This window comes from Acinetobacter sp. CY81, from assembly GCF_059515925.1.
Genome location: NZ_JCAKNC010000001.1, coordinates 70492 through 88722, shown reverse-complemented (window position 1 = coordinate 88722; position 18231 = coordinate 70492). Strand labels below are relative to the sequence as shown.

At 39.0% G+C, this 18231-nt stretch carries 16 protein-coding genes and 1 tRNA gene; all 17 read right to left on the bottom strand.

The genetic code is table 11. The features are described from left to right. Positions 1-4: 4 nt before the first annotated feature. Positions 5-1537, bottom strand: coding sequence for an MFS transporter (locus AC5YDM_RS00425; protein WP_496150155.1), 1533 nt, complete (start codon positions 1535-1537; stop codon positions 5-7). A 326-nt stretch (positions 1538-1863) separates the two neighbouring features. Continuing rightward, a complete protein-coding gene (locus tag AC5YDM_RS00420) occupies positions 1864-2868 on the bottom strand; it encodes an adenosine deaminase (protein ID WP_496150154.1) in 1005 nt (334 codons plus the stop codon). Positions 2869-2957: 89 nt separating this feature from the next. Continuing rightward, the gene (locus AC5YDM_RS00415; RefSeq protein WP_496150153.1) at positions 2958-4277 is read right to left on the bottom strand and encodes an NCS2 family permease; all 1320 of its coding nucleotides are present in this window, start codon (positions 4275-4277) and stop codon (positions 2958-2960) included. A 453-nt stretch (positions 4278-4730) separates the two neighbouring features. After that, positions 4731-5567 carry an NAD(P)-dependent oxidoreductase gene (locus AC5YDM_RS00410; RefSeq protein ID WP_496150537.1) on the bottom strand — a complete coding sequence of 279 codons (837 nt, stop codon included), beginning with the start codon at positions 5565-5567 and terminating at the stop codon, positions 4731-4733. A gap of 121 nt (positions 5568-5688) precedes the next feature. Then, on the bottom strand, positions 5689-7044 hold the full coding sequence (gene rutG / locus AC5YDM_RS00405; protein WP_496150152.1) for a pyrimidine utilization transport protein G: 1356 nt from the start codon (positions 7042-7044) through the stop codon (positions 5689-5691). 33 nt (positions 7045-7077) lie between these two features. Next, positions 7078-7650: an NADH-dependent FMN reductase RutF gene (gene rutF / locus AC5YDM_RS00400; protein ID WP_496150151.1), complete on the bottom strand. Its 573-nt coding sequence runs from the start codon at positions 7648-7650 to the stop codon at positions 7078-7080. Positions 7651-7718: 68 nt separating this feature from the next. After that, a complete protein-coding gene (rutC, locus tag AC5YDM_RS00395; RefSeq protein WP_496150150.1) occupies positions 7719-8099 on the bottom strand; it encodes a pyrimidine utilization protein C in 381 nt (126 codons plus the stop codon). Between the two features lie 40 nt (positions 8100-8139). Continuing rightward, the gene (rutB, locus tag AC5YDM_RS00390; protein ID WP_496150536.1) at positions 8140-8892 is read right to left on the bottom strand and encodes a pyrimidine utilization protein B; all 753 of its coding nucleotides are present in this window, start codon (positions 8890-8892) and stop codon (positions 8140-8142) included. After that, positions 8892-10007 (bottom strand): pyrimidine utilization protein A, encoded by a 1116-nt coding sequence (rutA, locus tag AC5YDM_RS00385; RefSeq protein ID WP_496150149.1) that lies wholly within the window; start codon positions 10005-10007, stop codon positions 8892-8894. The genes rutB and rutA overlap by 1 nt, the downstream gene beginning before the upstream one ends. A 438-nt stretch (positions 10008-10445) precedes the next feature. Continuing rightward, complete coding sequence (gene rutD / locus AC5YDM_RS00380) at positions 10446-11270, bottom strand: pyrimidine utilization protein D (protein WP_496150148.1); 825 nt, start codon at positions 11268-11270, stop codon at positions 10446-10448. A 199-nt stretch (positions 11271-11469) separates the two neighbouring features. After that, a complete protein-coding gene (locus AC5YDM_RS00375) occupies positions 11470-13701 on the bottom strand; it encodes an NADP-dependent isocitrate dehydrogenase (protein WP_496150147.1) in 2232 nt (743 codons plus the stop codon). A 501-nt stretch (positions 13702-14202) separates the two neighbouring features. Continuing rightward, positions 14203-14943 (bottom strand): adenosylcobinamide-GDP ribazoletransferase, encoded by a 741-nt coding sequence (locus AC5YDM_RS00370; RefSeq protein ID WP_496150146.1) that lies wholly within the window; start codon positions 14941-14943, stop codon positions 14203-14205. After that, positions 14940-15533, bottom strand: coding sequence for a histidine phosphatase family protein (locus AC5YDM_RS00365; protein WP_496150145.1), 594 nt, complete (start codon positions 15531-15533; stop codon positions 14940-14942). Before AC5YDM_RS00365 ends, AC5YDM_RS00370 begins: the two co-directional genes overlap by 4 nt. A 1-nt stretch (position 15534) precedes the next feature. Then, positions 15535-16587, bottom strand: a complete 1053-nt coding sequence (gene cobT, locus AC5YDM_RS00360; RefSeq protein WP_496150144.1) for a nicotinate-nucleotide--dimethylbenzimidazole phosphoribosyltransferase — start codon at positions 16585-16587, stop codon at positions 15535-15537. Between the two features lie 92 nt (positions 16588-16679). Next, the gene (gene cobU, locus AC5YDM_RS00355) at positions 16680-17186 is read right to left on the bottom strand and encodes a bifunctional adenosylcobinamide kinase/adenosylcobinamide-phosphate guanylyltransferase (protein WP_496150142.1); all 507 of its coding nucleotides are present in this window, start codon (positions 17184-17186) and stop codon (positions 16680-16682) included. Then, complete coding sequence (locus tag AC5YDM_RS00350) at positions 17183-17809, bottom strand: 2'-5' RNA ligase family protein (RefSeq protein ID WP_496150141.1); 627 nt, start codon at positions 17807-17809, stop codon at positions 17183-17185. Before AC5YDM_RS00350 ends, cobU begins: the two co-directional genes overlap by 4 nt. A 329-nt stretch (positions 17810-18138) precedes the next feature. Further along, positions 18139-18215 (bottom strand) — tRNA-Val (locus AC5YDM_RS00345). Positions 18216-18231: the final 16 nt, after the last annotated feature.

Sequence of the window (18231 nt, the reverse complement as noted above, 5' to 3'; positions counted from 1 at the left end):
TTAATCAATGGATTGCTTTATTTTTTGGAAATACCCAAATACATGCCGCTGAAACTGCCAACACAATACAAACCAATAAAAATGCATCGTTATAAGAAAACACAAATGCTTGTGATTTTATTTTTTGTGCCACGTGCATATATGAACTCAGATCCGCTTGCTGAGTATCTGTAAAATGACTTCCCAATGATGTTTTTATTGTGTCTAAAGTCGATAAAGTCTGCTCGTCCCTGATATTAATATTTTCACCAATCATGGCTGAGTGTAGTTTTTCTCTTTCATTAATAAAGTGACTCAGAATCCCAATACCGCCTGTGAGTCCAAGTACTCGAGCATAATTGAATCCGATTCCACACGTTGGCCCTTCAACTGGAAGAATGGCATAGAGCACCAAATGCAGTGTCGCTAAAGAAAATAATCCCTGACCAATCCCTGCGATAAAAATGGGCGGCTGAAAATTACCAATCGACCATTGCGACGTTGAAAAACTACAATAAAAAGCAGTGAGTGACATCAGTGCCAAAGCCAAAGACATCACGATTCGTTGATCTATTCTTGGACTAAGAACATAAGCAGAAAAAATCCCAATTAAAATTCCAACAGTAAAAGGCCAAAGCACTTCAGCGATTTGCTCGATACGAAAGCCTGCCATTTGAATCAAAAATTGAGGAATAATCCAAATAATAAAGAGGGAACCAAATCGAAATAAAATTTGGAAAATTAATGCATATGTAAATGGTTTATAAAATAATGATTTTTTGAGCAGTGCCTGATCATGCTGAATAAAGTAATGTACTGCAAAGATCATAAACAGTATCGCATTGAGGAGTGCTGCTGTAATCCACCAACTTTCGAACCAAAAATGACGCTCTCCCTCAGAAACAAATACCACCAACGATGCCAAACTAATCGAAATCAGCAGATATCCAGGCCAATCAAATGCCTTAAACATCTCAGGTTTTATGGGATCTTCACGAAATAAAAAATGCGCCATAATAACGTAAACAACAATGCCTAACGTAGGCACAATGAACAGCAATCGCCAGTTTTCATCATAAAGAAATAAACTACCAAACCAAGCTGAAACCCCAACCCCGATAGCTGTTGCTGTGGCAAAATAGGTCAAACCTCTTGTCCTGATCACGCCTGCAGGATGTGTTGAAAAAATGATAATGAACATCAAAATAGGGAACATTCCCGCAAAAGTGCCTTGAAATACCCTTAAGATCAACATCGATGAAAAGTTACTAATGAGTACAATCAACAATGAACTCACGATATAACCGATACCCGCAGCCATCATTGCTCGACGTCGACCCAACAATCCTGAGAACAAAAATGCAATCGGCAAACCGAGTATCTGACCGACGTTGTAAAGCGTAATGACCCAACCAACATCTTGTGAAGTGACTGAGAATGCCCCAGCAATATCTTGCTGTGCAAAAATAATCGACAACGGAAATGTGCTACTGATCGCCGCACCAAAAGCAGCCACAGACATACTGGTTAAACGTTGTAATGATGCTTGATCAAGCATTTATATGAACTCTAATAAAGCTTTTGTTATTAAAATCATTTGATTTCTGTTTTTATTACCAAAGATAATTCATTTAAATTTTACATATTCTAAGGTGTGTCATTTTTGACAGTTTTAATATTTGCATCCAAAATAGGACAATAATGTAAATATCATCAAAATACTAAAACATTGTCTCATAAATAATTTTAAATGGATTGACTCAAATCTAAATTTTATACGTACTGTTCAGCCAATAAAAAAGGCACTCTATAGAGAATGCCTTTTAAAAAGAATCATATAAGTTGCTAAAACTGATCGTGTAAGATCAAATAATTTTCAGCAAATTAGACAGATAAGCGTTTGATTTCATTTGTCCATTTGAGCTTTTCTTCATCTGAAATAAATGATGCTTCAAAAGAATTGATCGCTAAATTTTTCAATTCATCAGCAGTCAAATCTAAAGATTCAGCAATCGCAATGAAGTTATCATTCATATAACCACCGAAATAAGATGGATCATCTGAATTGACAGTGACATGCACACCTTGCTGCAACAAACGACGGATATTGTGATCTGCCATATCATCTACAACACAAAGCTTTAAGTTTGATAATGGGCAAACAGTTAAAGGCATTTTTTCAGCGATCAAACGCGCCATTAACTTTGGATCTTCTTCAGAGCGTACACCATGATCAATACGATTCACTTTAAGTAAATCTAGTGCTTCCCACACATATTCAGCAGGGCCTTCTTCACCTGCATGCGCAACGATCAAGAAACCTTCTTCACGTGCTTTTGCAAATACACGTTCAAATTTAGAAGGTGGATGCCCCACTTCACTTGAATCCAAACCCACACCGATGATTTGATCTTTAAATGGAATCGCTTGCTCTAAAGTTTTAAATGCAGCTTCTTCACTCAAATGACGTAAGAAACACATAATTAAGTGTGACGTGATGCCTAGCTTGGCTTTTGCATCATCACAAGCGCGCTGTAAGCCATTGAGAACCACTTCAAATGCAATACCACGATCAGTATGCGTTTGCGGATCAAAGAACATTTCAGTGTGTACAACATTGTCTTCAGCACATTTTTCAAAATATGCCCAAGCAAGGTCATAAAAATCTTGTTCATGAATCAGAACATTTGCACCTGCATAGTAGATGTCTAAAAAGGATTGAAGGTTATGGAAGTTATACGCTTGCTTCACTTCTTCAACACTTTTATATGGAATATCAATTTGATTACGTTGCGCAATCGAGAACATGAGCTCAGGCTCAAATGTCCCTTCAATATGGACGTGTAATTCTGCTTTTGGCAAAGCACGAATGAGCTCTAATTGATTCATGTGTGTACCTCAAAATATAAAAATTCAAAAAAATATCAATATAAAAAAAGGGTGCAAACTGAGTTTACACCCTTTTTGTGATGGAAGTATTAACCACCAAATGCAACGAACTTAATCACCCAAAGCACAGCGATGATCCATACCATGTACGGAACAGTTTTTGCTTTACCTGTGAACAACTTAATCAATGCATAGCTGATAAAGCCCATAGCGATACCATCTGCAATTGAATAAGTGAAAGGCATAAATACAATCGTTAAGAATGCAGGAACAGCTTCCGTGATATCTTCCCAATCAATATTGGTGATACCTTGAATCATCAACACACCGACAAATAACAATGCAGGAGCTGTTGCGAAACCTGGAACAGATTGAGCAAGCGGTGCTAAGAATAAGCACAGTACAAACAAAACACCCACAACAACTGCAGTTAAACCTGTACGACCACCTGCAGCAACACCTGCAGATGACTCAATATAAGGTGTCGTTGAAGACGTACCTAGAGCAGCACCAGCAACAATTGCAGAAGAGTCAGCGAACAATGCTTTTTTCAAACGTGGTAATTTACCGTCTTTCAACAGACCTGCACGGTGAGATACGCCCACCAAAGTACCTGTAGAATCAAATAAATCAACCAAGAAGAATACGAAAATCACACCAATCAAACTTGCAGTGAATAGACCTTCAAAGTCCATTTGCATGAATGTAGGCGCAATTGAAGGAATCGTACCCAAAACACCTTTAAATTCGTTATAACCCAATGCTGTCGCAATTGCAGTAATGGCTAAAATACTGATGATAATTGCACCACGTACTTTAAAATGGTGCATTACAACAACCATCAAGAAACCTAAAAGTGCAAGCATTACAGAAGGTTGTTTAAGATCACCTAAACCCACTAAAGTCGCTGGGTTATCAACAATAATTCCTGCATTTTTTAAAGCAACAAGTGCAAGGAATAAACCAATGCCCCCACCAATCGCAAACTTCAATGACATTGGAATTGCGTTCACAATCGCTTCACGGATTTTGAACATACTGATCGCGATAAATACCAGACCAGAAACAAAAACAGCAGCTAATGCTGTCTGCCAAGGCACACCCATTCCAATACATACTGAATAAGTGAAGTACGCATTAAGCCCCATACCTGGTGCTAACGCGATTGGATAGTTAGCTACTATTCCCATAACCAAACAACCGATTGCTGCAGCTAAACAGGTAGCAACAAATACAGCACCATGGTCCATTCCTGTTTCAGAAAGAATCAATGGGTTGACGATAATGATGTAACACATCGTTAAAAATGTAGTTACACCTGCAAGGACTTCTGTTCTGAAGGTGGTTTTGTTTTCACTTAATTTGAATAAGCGTTCAAGCAAACCCACTGAAGGATTGGGATTTGTCATTGCTGAGCCCCTGTTTAAGATTGAGCTATGTGTTAAGTAAGTTTAGATCATTTATAAAATGAATTACTGGCGTATTTTGCATCAATAATACATTCAAAAAACGTACCCAAATGACAGTTCCGATAAATAAAATAGAATTAAAAAAGCTGCATCTATGCAGCTTTTTATAACAATCCCATTTCACGCCCCAAAGACGATCTACCAATCAGGTTATGATCAGAAAATATCGGAATTATTTTACAAATTATAACATAGAGTTTGGCAAAATTATTCATCCGTGAAATGACCAATAGCGTTCATTTTTTGATGAGTCGAATTATTAGCGTTTAAAAATACAGATTTAGCTTTAATGCATCGCGTTAAAATTTTCTATTGAATCGCCTATTTGGTGAAAAAAACAGCTCATTTAAATATTAAGTATTCACTTATTTTCAAACATTTAGCATCTAAAACTTAAGCCAATTCAATTTTGCTTTTCCTTTCTAAGCATTGTACAGCTGCAGAAAAATCAAGTTGTTTTGCCTCAACATTCACAATTTGATTAAACTCTTGCTGAATCAGTTGCATCGCGCTTAATTCCAAGTTTTCTTGTTCAACTAAACTTACCGCTATGCCAATATCTTTTTGCAGTAAGTCTAATCCAAAAGTTTTCTCAAATTTTCGATTTAGAACTCTTTGCGCCATGATATTTTCAGACATACTGCTTTTTCCACTCGACGCATTGATACAATTTAATGCCGCTGACAGATCAACGCCTTTAGATTTGAGAACAGTTAAACCTTCCGCTAATGCCCATAAATGCGTTGCCATTAAGGTATTATTTATAGCTTTCACTGCAAAACCCGTTCCACTATCGCCTACATATTCAATCAAGCCCGCAAAGGCTTGAATAATAGGCTTTGCTTTTTCAAAGGCTTCGAAATTACCACCAATCATGACTGTTAAAGTTCCACGCTCAGCACCTGTAGTCTGTCCTGAAACAGGTGCATCCAAATAAGAAACGTCCCTTACAGCCAATTCAGCACTTAATTTTTTCGCTGAATCAGGTACACCACTGGTGCAATCCACCCAAATACTTCCTTGTTTGGGTGGATATTCAGAGATTAAAGCTTCTACATCTGCACTGGTTGGAAGGCATGAAAAAATAATATCGGCCTGAACAGCGTCCGCTATAGAAACCGCTTTGGTATTAAATATTTCAGCATGTCGCAAAGCCTTTTCTTCTGTTCGATTCCAAACTTGAACCTCACATCCTAATTTTGGCAGATGAGATGCCATATGCCAGCCCATTGCCCCAAGCCCAATAAATGCAACAATCATGATTCCAATCCATTTAATTTATTCGAATTACAGATTCAGATGAGGAGGAAAATCTGAATCTGCTTTTAATACTTCTTGCTTTTAATACTTCTTAATGTGGCGCTACAGGAGTAGCAGACTCTTCTGTAGATGAATTTACTTTTTCTACAGCATCCTCACCACGGTTCAAACATAGATTTAGAATAATGGCTGCCAGAGTAGCAGTTCCAATTCCACCTAAATCAAAAGAACCGATATGCAAACTAAAATTACCTGCGCCCATAATCAAACTGACAGCAGCAATGATTAAAGTACTGTTTTTGGTAAAATCAACTTTGTTATCAACCCAAATTTTCGCTCCAGCTACCGTAATCAAACCGAATACAACAATTGATGCACCCCCGAGCAATGCCACAGGAATGGTACTGATCACAGCACCAAATTTAGGAGAAAGACCAAGGAAAATCGCAAATACACCCGCCACAACAAATATTGTCGTTGAATAGACCTTTGTAACAGCCATTACGCCAATATTTTCGGCATAGGTGGTCATCCCAGTACCACCGACTGATCCTGAAAGCGTGGTACAAACACCATCTGCTAAAAAGGCACGTCCCATGTAAGGATCTAAATTTTTACCTGTCATGGCAGAAACAGCTTTAAAGTGCCCTAAGTTTTCAGCAACTAAAATCACTGCAACAGGTGCAATAAGTAACATTGCATTGGCATTAAAAACAGGAGCGTGAAATGTAGGAAGTCCAAACCATGCAGCATTCGCAATGATAGAAAAATCAATGGCTTTGCCAAAACCCATCACATTTGCAAGGACGAAATACATTACATAGGCTGCAACCAAACCAATCAATAACAATAAGCGACGGATCATTCCACGAGTAAATACAGCCACGACACTGATACAAACAATCGTGAGGACTGCCATCCATGTATCAAAACTATTTGCAGAAACGCTTTTAATGGTGACGGGAGCCAAATTCAAACCAATAATCATGACAATCACACCAGTCACAATAGGTGGCATGAGTTTTTCAATCCATCCAGTTCCTGTTTTCATCACGATCAAACCAATCGCCGCATAGACCAAACCACAGGCAATCGTTCCTCCTAGTGCCAAACCAATATTGGGATTTGATCCTACGCCTGCATAACCTGTTGCCGCTGCGACTGCACCAATAAAGGCAAAACTAGAACCCAAATAACTAGGCATACGTCCGCCAGTCATAAGGAAAAATAAAATGGTCCCTATCCCAGTGATAAATATAGTGAGGTTAGGATCAAAACCCATCAATAATGGTGCCAATACAGTTGCACCAAACATGGCAAATGCATGTTGTAAGCCTAAAACAATACTTTTACCTACAGGTAGATATTCATCCACTTGCACAGGTGTTTTATCTAGATCACCTTGATAAGGCTTAAACTTTGGAAACCACGATTCTTTCATGTGCATGGGTTTCCCCTCCCTCATAGATGTGAATTGAGATTAATTCATGGGTTGTGGCTCGCAATATGCGCGGTTGAAATACATCAAAGCGTTTAATCCCTGATTTTGTTTCATGGCTTTCACTTCACAGATCAGCACATCATGACTCCCTACAGACATGCTCTGAACGACTTCACAATCAAAGGCAACTAAAGCATCCTCTAATACAGGCGCTTGTGTTGTTAATGTTGACCATGTTGCTTGTGCAAAACGTTCATTCATCGGTGTTTTGCCGCCAAAAACATTTGAAAGTGTGGTTTGATGAGCGGCTAAAGTATTTACACACAACACACGATTTGCCTTAAATGTTTCAAACACTGATGCAGAGCGGTTCAAACACACCAATAATGTGGGTGGTGAATCCGTCACGCTACATACAGCCGAAGCTGTAAAACCTGCCTGACCTGCGATGCCTTGTGTCGTAATTACATTCACAGCCGCACCCAAATTAGACATACCATTTCTAAAATTTTGTTGATCCATTTCAAGTGTTTGTTGTTGCGAAAACTGTGCCAATTGTTGTGCTGATAATGCAGCTTGATGGGACTTTAAAACTTGAACCTTGCTATTCATAACGGGTCTCCAGTCACCCAATACCGACACTCTGCAATTGGGTGTGTTAAATAAGCGCAAATAAGGGATTAAATATGTGCAATAGATGCAATTTCCACTAAAGCTTCAGGTTTAACCAAACCCACTTGAACGCAATAGCGAGCAGGTTTTTCATCTGGAAAATATTCTGCGTAAACCTCATTAATCGCTGCATAATCCGCCCAATCTTTAACAAAGACATGATTGAAGGTCACATCACCCATATTGCCACCAGCTGTTTCAATCACTCTTTTAATGGTTTCTAAAATATGTCGAGTTTGTGCTGCAGCATCGCCAACATGCACCACATTATTATTTTCATCAAAAGCTAAAGTGCCTGAGACATATACAATATTGTCAGCTTGAGTTGCAGGTACAAAGGGTGCAAGCGGTTTGCCTGTTCCTTCGGGGATAATCACTGTTTTTGGCATGGCTATATTCCTACTCGTATAAACTGTTTTGATTCGATATTTAAGCAGATTGATCTAAAGCAACAGGCGCTGCTTGAAATGTTTCAACGAACTGCTGTGTATCAGATACCCAGCCAAAAAAAGTTTTAATATTAAAAAGACTCGCTTCCTGCGCTGTCGCTGGGCCTGCCTGATAGCAAGCATCTGAAAGTGCTACACCAAAATATTCAAGGAAAAAACCATCTCTCAATGTAGATTCAACGCAGACGTTAGTGGCAATACCTACAAAGACAAGATTACGAATACCACGACTGCGTAACATGCTATCGAGTGCTGTATTAAAGAATCCGCTGTAGCGTGGTTTTTCAATCACAATGTCCTGTGATAAAGGATTTAACTCATCGATCAGCTCAAAATCCCATCCACCTTTCGCTAACAATTTTCCTTGTAGCTCTGGATTTTTACGCATGGTTTTTAAAGCATTCGATTTATGAAAGTTTGGAGAGTTAATTCCGCCTGCCTCAACGTATTGATCATCCCAACCATTTTTAAAATAAATCACTTGAATACCTGCATCATGTGCAGCATCTACAGCTTTTTTAATATTTTCGACTACAGGTTTCGTCGCTGAAACATCAAAACCTGCAAGGTCTAGATACCCCCCTTGAGAGGTATAGGCATTTTGCATATCGATGACAATTAAGGCTGTGTGCTCAGGTGCCATTTGAATATTTTCAGGTTCAGCTTTCAGGCTTTTTGCATATCTAGAATCTGCTGTAAAACCCGCACAGACTTCATTTTCTTTCATTTTAATCATGCTGATTTCTCCAATACTGCTAACTGAGGTACATCACCTCCAGCCACCACATGTTCACGACATTTCATTAGGGGCTGAATTTTTTGACCAAAGTCTTCAACGCCATGAATAAAATCATCAAACGTTAACAAGATGCCTTCTGTACCTTTAATTTCTCCAATTTCATCGAGCATTTTTGCGACATTTTCATAAGAACCCACCAAAGTTCCCATATTGATATTCACAGGAGAAACACTGGACGCCATATGACGAATATTGGTATCTGCACCAGATTTGGTATCTCGCCCACCTTGATTCATCAGCCAATTGATCGCTTCCATATCCGCGCCTTCGTTATAGCTTTCCCATTTGGCAAAAGCTTCTGCATCTGTTTCTGCCGAAATCACCATAAACAATACATACGTCGCTACATCACGCCCTGTTTTATCTGTTTGTACTTTCAAACGATCATTAATGTCCGCATATGCTGTCGGTGTATTTAAGCCTTTACCAAATACAAAATTGTAGTCTGCATATTTGGCAGAAAACGCTAAACCTGTATCTGATTGCCCTGCACAAATGATTTTCATGTCAGCTTGCGGGATTGGGCTCACTCGGCAATCATCCATTTGGAAGTGTTCACCTTTAAAATCAGACTGACCTGTTGCCCAAAGCTCACGTAAAATTTCTACATATTCAGATAAATAATCGTAACGCTTAGAAAAGTATTCATCTCCTGGCCACATCCCCATTTGAGTATATTCAGGAGCCTGCCAGCCAGTTACGACATTCAAGCCAAAACGACCATTTGAAATCGAATCAATCGTGGATGCCATACGTGCAACAATTGCTGGTGGCATAACCAAAGTCGCAGCAGTCGCGTAAATTTTAATTTTACTGGTGACTGCAGCCAAACCTGCCATCAACGTAAATGTTTCTAAGTTATGATCCCAAAATTCTGTTTTCCCACCAAAACCCCGAAGCTTGATCATCGAAAGTGCAAAGTCAAATCCGTAGTGTTCTGCACGCTGAACAATCTGCTTATTCATTTCAAAACTTGGTTTATATTGCGGGGCATTTTCTGACAGTAACCAACCATTGTTTCCAATTGGACAAAAGACACCTATTTTCATTAGACCACCTCAATATTTAACAAATGATAAAATTTAATGATCAAGAACTTCTCTTGATTTCATAAATGATATTTAGCAATTGATATGCCAACTTTATTTTATTTATATATTTCAATTATTTATTATTTTATTATTTTACCGATTAGTAAATTTATGTTTTTTATTAATGTTCAATTTTAATACGTGTTGCTTTAACACAGCGCATAATCCGAACTAACTTAGCACCTCATCATGATTTAATAATCTCTACCTTCATTTCATGAAGGTATAATTATTGATCTTATTTTTAATCAGTATTTATTTCAAAAATCAAATTTATCTTCAAATTTATATCGTTTTTATCATCAATCAGCACCTTCTCTAAAAACAAAAAAACCGCAGATTTTAATCTCTACGGTTAAGGTTGCAGTTAAGTTCGATCTTTAGATCTAATCAAAATTATTCGATGAAATTATGGCTTTTATAAAACTCAAATAAGGTCCGATTGATTAGATCCGATTGAGTCAGTGTGGATGCATGCGCTCCATGCGCTAAAATATTCATCGTCCCATGCCCAAGACTTTGCTGTAAATCTCTCGTTTTTTGAATAGGCACTAAGAAATCATCTTCATTGCCGATAAAATGTAATGCCACATACTCTAAGGCTTCTCGATGCAAGTGATTAATTTCAAAATCGACTGCTGTTTTTATACGCGTTAAAACATTATGAATCGGTGGAAAAGCCAATAGTTGCTGATTTTCAGCTTGAGTGATTTCATCAATAGATTGAGAGATCCATGCAGGCGGATATAAAAACAACGCCTGAGCGCGTAAGTAAGCCTCTGCCCCAGCACTTTTCAATAGATGAATACGTGCTTCAAAACACTTCGCAGTATGCGGATCAAGCTCATTCCATGCATTGATACTGGTTAAACTCAACATCTGCTTAAACTGTGGTTGGCTTTGAAGTTCTTGCTCACACAATAATGCCAATTCTGTCCCGATGAAAGCTCCTATCGCATGACCAATAAAGTGAAATTTTATGATCTGCTCTTGGTCTAAAATATTAAAAACTTGCTGTGCTAGATGTTGAAAAGAATACTGTTCATCCAACAGTGAATCACTTGCATGGCAGCCTTCTTGGTCATAACTCAAAACGTGAAAATATTGCTGTAAAAATTTAATCTGTGGCTTCCAAAAATTGGCATGACCACCTAAGCCTGAAGCCAATACAATAAAATCTGCTGCCGAGTTATTCGTACAATGATCAATGAAATAATTCATATTTTACCGTTTGCTAAAATTTATTGTTTTAATGCAATTTTTATACCGTTTAACTATCAAGATTTTCATGGTGCATTCATTTTGTGATTTGAGTGCGATATGAGTTTTACATATTAAAAAAGCCGATGCATGAGCATCGGCTTTTTTTCTTTATGACTAGGTAGACTGCTAATCAAAATTAGCGATCATCCCATCAAAATTAAACGTTAGAAAGAGCAGCGTTAAACGTAGCACTTGGACGCATTACAGCATTCACTTTATCTTGATCAACAGCATAGTAACCGCCGATATCAACAGCCTTACCTTGAACTTCTGCAAGCTCAGCAACGATCTTGTCTTCATTATCAGCTAAAGTTTTTGCAAGTGGCGCAAACTTCGCTTTTAATTCAGCATTTTCATCTTGTGTAGCAAGTTCTTCAGCCCAGAATTTAGCTAAATAGAAATGGCTACCACGGTTATCCAACTCACCTGTACGGCGTGATGGAGACTTGTCGTTATCTAGAAGTTTACCTGTTGCTTGGTCTAAAGTTTTAGCAAGTAACTTGATGTTAGCATTGTCTTCTTTAATACCCATCTCTTCTAAAGATACCGCTAACGCCATGAACTCACCTAGTGAATCCCAACGTAAATGGTTTTCTTCAACAAGCTGTTGTACGTGTTTAGGTGCTGAACCGCCTGCACCTGTTTCGTACATACCACCGCCCGCCATTAACGGAACGATAGACAACATTTTCGCAGAAGTACCCAATTCCATGATTGGGAACAAGTCTGTTAGGTAGTCACGTAAGATGTTACCTGTTACAGAAATTGTATCTAGACCACGCGCAACACGTTCAAGTGTATAGCGCATCGCACGTACTTGAGACATGATTTGGATGTCTAAACCAGCAGTGTCATGATCTTTCAAATAAGTTTGAACTTTTTTGATCAATTCATTTTCGTGTGGACGGTACGGGTCAAGCCAGAAAATAGCAGGCATGCCAGAGTTACGTGCACGAGTCACAGCAAGTTTCACCCAGTCACGGATCGGTGCGTCTTTCACCTGACACATACGCCAGATATCGCCTTCTTCTACGTTTTGCGACATTAACACTTCACCTGTTTCTAGGTCAGTAATGTTCGCAACACCCGCTTGAGCGATTTCGAAAGTTTTGTCGTGTGAACCGTATTCTTCAGCTTTTTGAGCCATCAAACCAACGTTAGGTACAGTACCCATTGTTTTCGGATCAAAGTTACCATTCCATTTACAGAAATTAATCATTTCTTGGTAAATACGCGCGAATGTAGATTCAGGCATTACAGCTTTACAGTCGTAAGGTTTGCCGTCAGCACCCCACATTTTACCACCACCACGGATCATTGCAGGCATAGAAGCATCTACAATCACATCGTTTGGAGAATGGAAGTTCGTGATACCTTTTGCAGAATCAACCATCGCTAAAGCTGGACGGTGTTCTTGGCAAGCGTGTAAATCAGCAATGATTTCTTCACGAACAGACGTTGGTAAAGTTTCGATCTTTTCATAAAGACCAGCCATACCGTTGTTTACGTTAACGCCTAGCTCATCAAACAATTTACCGTGTTTTTCAAAAGCATCTTTGTAGTAAATTTTCACACAGTGACCGAATACGATCGGGTGTGAAACTTTCATCATTGTTGCTTTAACGTGTAAAGAGAACAAAATACCTGCTTCACGACAGTCTTCGAGTTCTTTCTCGTAGAAGTCACAAAGTGCTTTTTTGCTCATGAACATTGAATCAATGATTTCGCCGTCTTGAAGCGCAACTTTTGGCTTAAGAACAATGCTTTCACCACTGTTCGTGATGAGTTCCATTTTAACGTTACGTGCACGATCAAGTGTCATCGATTTTTCACCGTGGTAGAAGTCGCCTTCATCCATGTGAGAAACGTGAGTTTGTGACCATTGCTTCCACTCTGTCATAGAGTGTGGGTGCTTTTTAACGTAGTTCTTAACAGCAGCAGGTGCACGACGGTCAGAGTTACCTTCACGCAATACTGGGTTTACAGCAGAACCTAAACATTTGCTGTAACGTGCTTTGATCGACTTTTCTTCTTCAGTCACTGGATTTTCTGGGTAATCAGGAATTGCATAACCCTTCGATTGAAGTTCTTTAATGCACGCCGTCAATTGACCTACAGAAGCACTAATATTCGGGAGTTTGATAATATTTGTGTCTGGGTCTTGTGTAAGACGACCTAACTCAGCAAGTGTGTCTGGCACTTTTTGCTCTTCTGTTAGGTTGTCTGCGAATTCTGCGAGTACACGTACCGCTACAGAGATGTCACTTTTGACAATCTCAACGCCAGCAGGCTTAGTAAAGGTTTCAATGATCGGCAGTAGAGAGTAAGTCGCCAACAATGGCGCCTCGTCGGTCAGTGTGTAAATGATTGTTGACTTTCCGCCAGCCATATATAGCCCCTTGCTTTAGATTGAGTATGTGAGTGCCGAACTTTTGATCCAGCCTCATCGAACCGATTTGCTTAAATAAAAACATTGAGAGTATCGTTCTTCATTGCATTTCAGTCAACGAAATATCATTTCGGCTCGCTATTTTGATGAAATATCATACAAAAAAGTATTATTCTTTAGTTGCAGAGCACTGTACTAATTTCATTCCGTCTGAACTCAAAAAAGATCATCCTCTCATTACCTACTACAAATCTTCAAAAATTTGATAAATGAATGAAGACTTATCTGTTCATAACAAACTGATTATAGACTGTTCAATATAACACTTTGATGGCAATTCATTTCATTACGTATTTTTTTATTATGCATTTTTTATGAGCAGAATGAATCTCGGAAAACTGGAATCATAGGTTTTAGATATGACATGCAGCATTCGAATTTATTAGCTCAGCACCATAACGTATGAGATTCAATATTTTTGGCTTGAAACCAGTGTATCTATTAATACAGACTCAATAAACACACCATTGTAAATAGCGCAACTGATTCAACCCATTCAATGGTTGCTCCAATGGTATCCCCAGTAACGCCTCCAATCCGATGAACAAATTTAGCTCTCAAATACCACAGCGTCATTGTACTAAAAATCATCAGTAGCAAACCCCACAACCCCATGAAGCCACATAGCCCAAACGTTATAGCAATGATGACATAACTGAGTTTTCGGGGAATATACTGACTCATTGCCGTTCCTAAACCTTTCGCCCTGACGTAAGGTGTGGTGAGAAACAAGATCAATGGGCTTAATCGTGCAAGCATGGGAACTAAAATGAGTAACCAGAGCTGTTGCTGTTCTAACAAAACATACAAAGCAGACCATTTTAAAACACAAACGATCAAAAGACTCAGCACACCAATCGGTCCACTGCTTGGGTCTTTCATAATCCTTAAAGTTTTTTCGGGATCACCAAAACCACCGACCCATGCATCTGCTGTATCTGCGAGACCATCGAGGTGTAATCCACCTGTAATCCAAATCCAAACAACCAATAATAAGGTCGAGAGTAGAATGATCGGCAGTTTTACTAAAGTGAGTGCAATCGCAAATAAAACAAGCCCTATCAACATACCAATCAAAGGATAGAACAGCAGTGATTGTGCATTTTGTTGAGGTGATGGCATTTTTTTTAACTGTATTGGGAATACGGTTAAAAACTGCATTGCAATCCAAAAAGCAGTCATTGCTGTTGCTCCCAAATGATTTGATTCTGCTCATTCGTTTTAAAAGAAACCAACTGCCCGAGTTCCGCACTCATTTTCAAAATATCATCTAAGGGTTGTTTCTGAGTCATCAGTTTAAACATCTTGATCACACCACCATGCGTGATCACCAAAGCCTTTTTAAATTGATGTTGTTGCATTCGTTGTTGTATTTCAATATGACTCTTTTCAATGCGTTGATGAAAGTCAGTAATTGGTTCAGCATCAGGTGGCGTATAATAGGTAGGTGTTTCCCAAAATTTAGCGAGCTCTTCAGGATGATGCTCATAAATCCATTGCGTTGTTTTGCCTTCCCAATCCCCAAAGTTCATTTCCTTTAAACCAGCATCTATCCACAATGGACATTGACGTTGTTTTTGCATGTGTTCTGCAAAATGTAAACATCGTTGTAAAGGCGAACTAATGATGACATCCCAATCGGCATTCTCGACAAGATCTACTGTCCTTTGCATTTGTTGCCAACCTTTTGGGGTCAACGCATCATCAATAGATCCACGTAGAGTATGACTCAACTCTGTTTCACCATGACGCAATAGATCTAATTGCATCATCTTAAACTTTCTCACCAATCACTTCAGCATCTGCAAAAGTTGCCATTTGATTGTGTAAAACACAGGCAAGACGTAGGATGCCAAGTGCTGCTCCCGCACCACTTCCCTCACCCAATCTTAAATTTAGCTGCAATAATGGTTTTGCATTCAATTCTTTCAATAATCGAGCGTGACCATATTCAGCTGATTGATGCCCAAACAGCATCCATTGACGTACATCTGCATTTAAACGTACAGCGATTAAAGCAGCTGCTGTACTGATAAATCCATCGACTAAAATGGCCAATCCACGCTGTGCGCAGCGTATATATGCACCGACCATCGCAGCGATTTCTAGACCACCCACAGCGCATAAAATTTTAAAAGCATCATCACCTGCCCAATCTTGATGTAACGTAATTGCCTGCTGAATCACTTGTTTTTTACGAATCAATTGTTCTTGTTTGATCCCAGTACCGACTCCAGTCAATGCTTCTTCTGACTCATTCAGCAGTAAACAAGCCAATGCCGAAGCTGAACAGGTGTTTCCGATTCCCATTTCACCCGCAACATAAATAGAGGCTTTTTGAGCCATGGCTTTTTCTACACTTTGATATCCCAATTGCATCGCAGCCATGCATTGCTCTGTGCTCATTGCCGTGGTTTTTGCAAAATTTTGCGTGCCTTGCATGATGCTGTGACACTCGACGCCAGCATAGGCATAAGCTTCTCCAACGCTGCCGCAATCAATCACTTGTAAATGTGCACCATAATGCTTTGCCATCACACTAATACATGCACCGCCCGAAGTGAAATTTTGTAGCATTTGACGTGTAACGGCTTGTGGATAAGCAGAAATTTGCTCTTCCATCACTCCATGATCGCCTGCAAATATTGTAATCCATGGAAAATCTATCTGAGGTGCAGATGTTGATTGTAGTGATGCCAATTGAGTTGCAACCTGCTCCAAATCACCGAGAGAACCCGTCGGCTTGGTCAGTTGTAATTGATGATCCAATGCGGCTTGATATGCGATTTGATCGGGTATTTGACACTGTTCTAACCACCACGCCATTTTTCTCTCCATCCTTCATCAACACTTTAGAAATACGCTTTAAAGCTTTTAATTTTCAACTCAATTTACTGATAGCTTCACAACATCAAATGTCATTTGAGCTTCATTGGAAAACCTGCGACACAGAACGTCACTTGATCCGCAATTTGCCCCAATCGTTGATGCATTCGACCAGATTCATCTACAAACTGTCGTGTGAGTTGTCCCATCGGAACAACACCTAAACCGGTTTCATTACTGACCAATATGATGTTCGATTGAAGTGTTGGAAGCACCTCATAAAGCTCATTCAACTTATCACGCCACACATCATTATTTTGCATGAGTAAATTACTCAGCCACAAAGTCAGACAATCGACCAATATCGTTTGTTCAGCTTGATCTATACGTTGTAATTGTTGAGCCAATTCGATTGGCTCTTCAAGCAAAGTCCAATCTTGAGGGCGCTGTTGTTGATGATGCTGAATACGATCAGTCATTTCATCATCCCAAGCTTGGGCAGTAGCAATATAAGTCACAGGATACTGAAGATGAGATGCTCGCTCTTCAGCCATACGGCTCTTGCCTGATCGAGCACCACCTAAAAAAAGATGAATCATGACTTTTCCAAATTAAATTGTTGTAGTGGAAATAAGCGACCTTGTAACTCATTGGCTTGAAAATACCCAAAAGTTAGTCGTTCAACATTCAACTCAAATGAACGCTGCGACAGTGCCTGTATTTTATGAAAAATAAAATCACTGGCAATCACCTTTCTATACAACCCTAAAGTGATATGGGGACAATATTCTAAGGCAGCTATTTCAACATTATAGCGTTGAAAGACTGCACGAATTTGATTTAGACAATTTGTGCCATCTTCTACTTCTACAAATAATGCACTTTCAAAACTATTCAGAGCACCTGTTTTTAGGCGGAATTGTTTTAAGTTTTCTTTGAATAATAATGTGAGTTGAGCTTGAAGCTCAGACTTGAGAAAATCATCATCCAACTGTTTTTGCTCTGTTAAAAACCCACAGATAAATAAAGTAATGTGATATTGACGCAAATTGGGCGCGTAAAGTTCATCTTGAAACTGTAGTTTGATCTGATCCAAATATTCAATCAATTCAGGTTGATCGATTTCCAAATACCACAATGCATAGTGCTGACGGTGCTGATGCCATTCGCAGTAATCTCGATTTTCAGTAGGGAGCGTTTGTTGACCTGAAACTAAGTACACACTAAACAACGATATAAAAGAAAGAATTAGATCATATTTCTCAGTAAAGAGAACTGAAATTTACTCATGGATGGTTGAATATTTTTGATTTCGAAAACGATCGACAATAAAAAACCTCCTCAGCGATTCGCTCAGGAGGTTTTGGAATTCTCATGACGTAAAACTCAAAATGCTTGACGTAATCTTGACGTAAACTTTACGGCTAAATCGGCTTATTTCACCTTTTAAACCGATTAGGCTGAAATTAGAACATCTTATTATACGCATAAAAAAAGGGCTTTAAGCTACTGTTTTCGCTTAAAACCCTTACAATTACTACCATTGAATTTTGGTAGGTTTAACCAGATTCGAACTGGTGACCTCTACGATGTCAACGTAGCGCTCTAACCAACTGAGCTATAAACCTAGAATGACAGCGATAA

Bases quoted from the DNA above. Each gene is read 5' to 3' on its own strand.
- AC5YDM_RS00375 (WP_496150147.1), bottom strand. From the start codon at position 13,701: ATGGCTGGCGGAAAGTCAACAATCATTTACACACTGACCGACGAGGCG.
- AC5YDM_RS00365 (WP_496150145.1), bottom strand. From the start codon at position 15,533: ATGATGCAATTAGATCTATTGCGTCATGGTGAAACAGAGTTGAGTCAT.
- rutD (WP_496150148.1), bottom strand. From the start codon at position 11,270: ATGAATTATTTCATTGATCATTGTACGAATAACTCGGCAGCAGATTTT.
- rutF (WP_496150151.1), bottom strand. From the start codon at position 7,650: ATGAATAGCAAGGTTCAAGTTTTAAAGTCCCATCAAGCTGCATTATCA.
- cobT (WP_496150144.1), bottom strand. From the start codon at position 16,587: ATGGCGTGGTGGTTAGAACAGTGTCAAATACCCGATCAAATCGCATAT.
- AC5YDM_RS00370 (WP_496150146.1), bottom strand. From the start codon at position 14,943: ATGACTGCTTTTTGGATTGCAATGCAGTTTTTAACCGTATTCCCAATA.
- AC5YDM_RS00415 (WP_496150153.1), bottom strand. From the start codon at position 4,277: ATGACAAATCCCAATCCTTCAGTGGGTTTGCTTGAACGCTTATTCAAA.
- rutA (WP_496150149.1), bottom strand. From the start codon at position 10,007: ATGAAAATAGGTGTCTTTTGTCCAATTGGAAACAATGGTTGGTTACTG.
- AC5YDM_RS00410 (WP_496150537.1), bottom strand. From the start codon at position 5,567: ATGGGCTGGCATATGGCATCTCATCTGCCAAAATTAGGATGTGAGGTT.
- rutG (WP_496150152.1), bottom strand. From the start codon at position 7,044: ATGCACATGAAAGAATCGTGGTTTCCAAAGTTTAAGCCTTATCAAGGT.
- cobU (WP_496150142.1), bottom strand. From the start codon at position 17,186: ATGATTCATCTTTTTTTAGGTGGTGCTCGATCAGGCAAGAGCCGTATG.
- AC5YDM_RS00420 (WP_496150154.1), bottom strand. From the start codon at position 2,868: ATGAATCAATTAGAGCTCATTCGTGCTTTGCCAAAAGCAGAATTACAC.
- AC5YDM_RS00425 (WP_496150155.1), bottom strand. From the start codon at position 1,537: ATGCTTGATCAAGCATCATTACAACGTTTAACCAGTATGTCTGTGGCT.
- rutC (WP_496150150.1), bottom strand. From the start codon at position 8,099: ATGCCAAAAACAGTGATTATCCCCGAAGGAACAGGCAAACCGCTTGCA.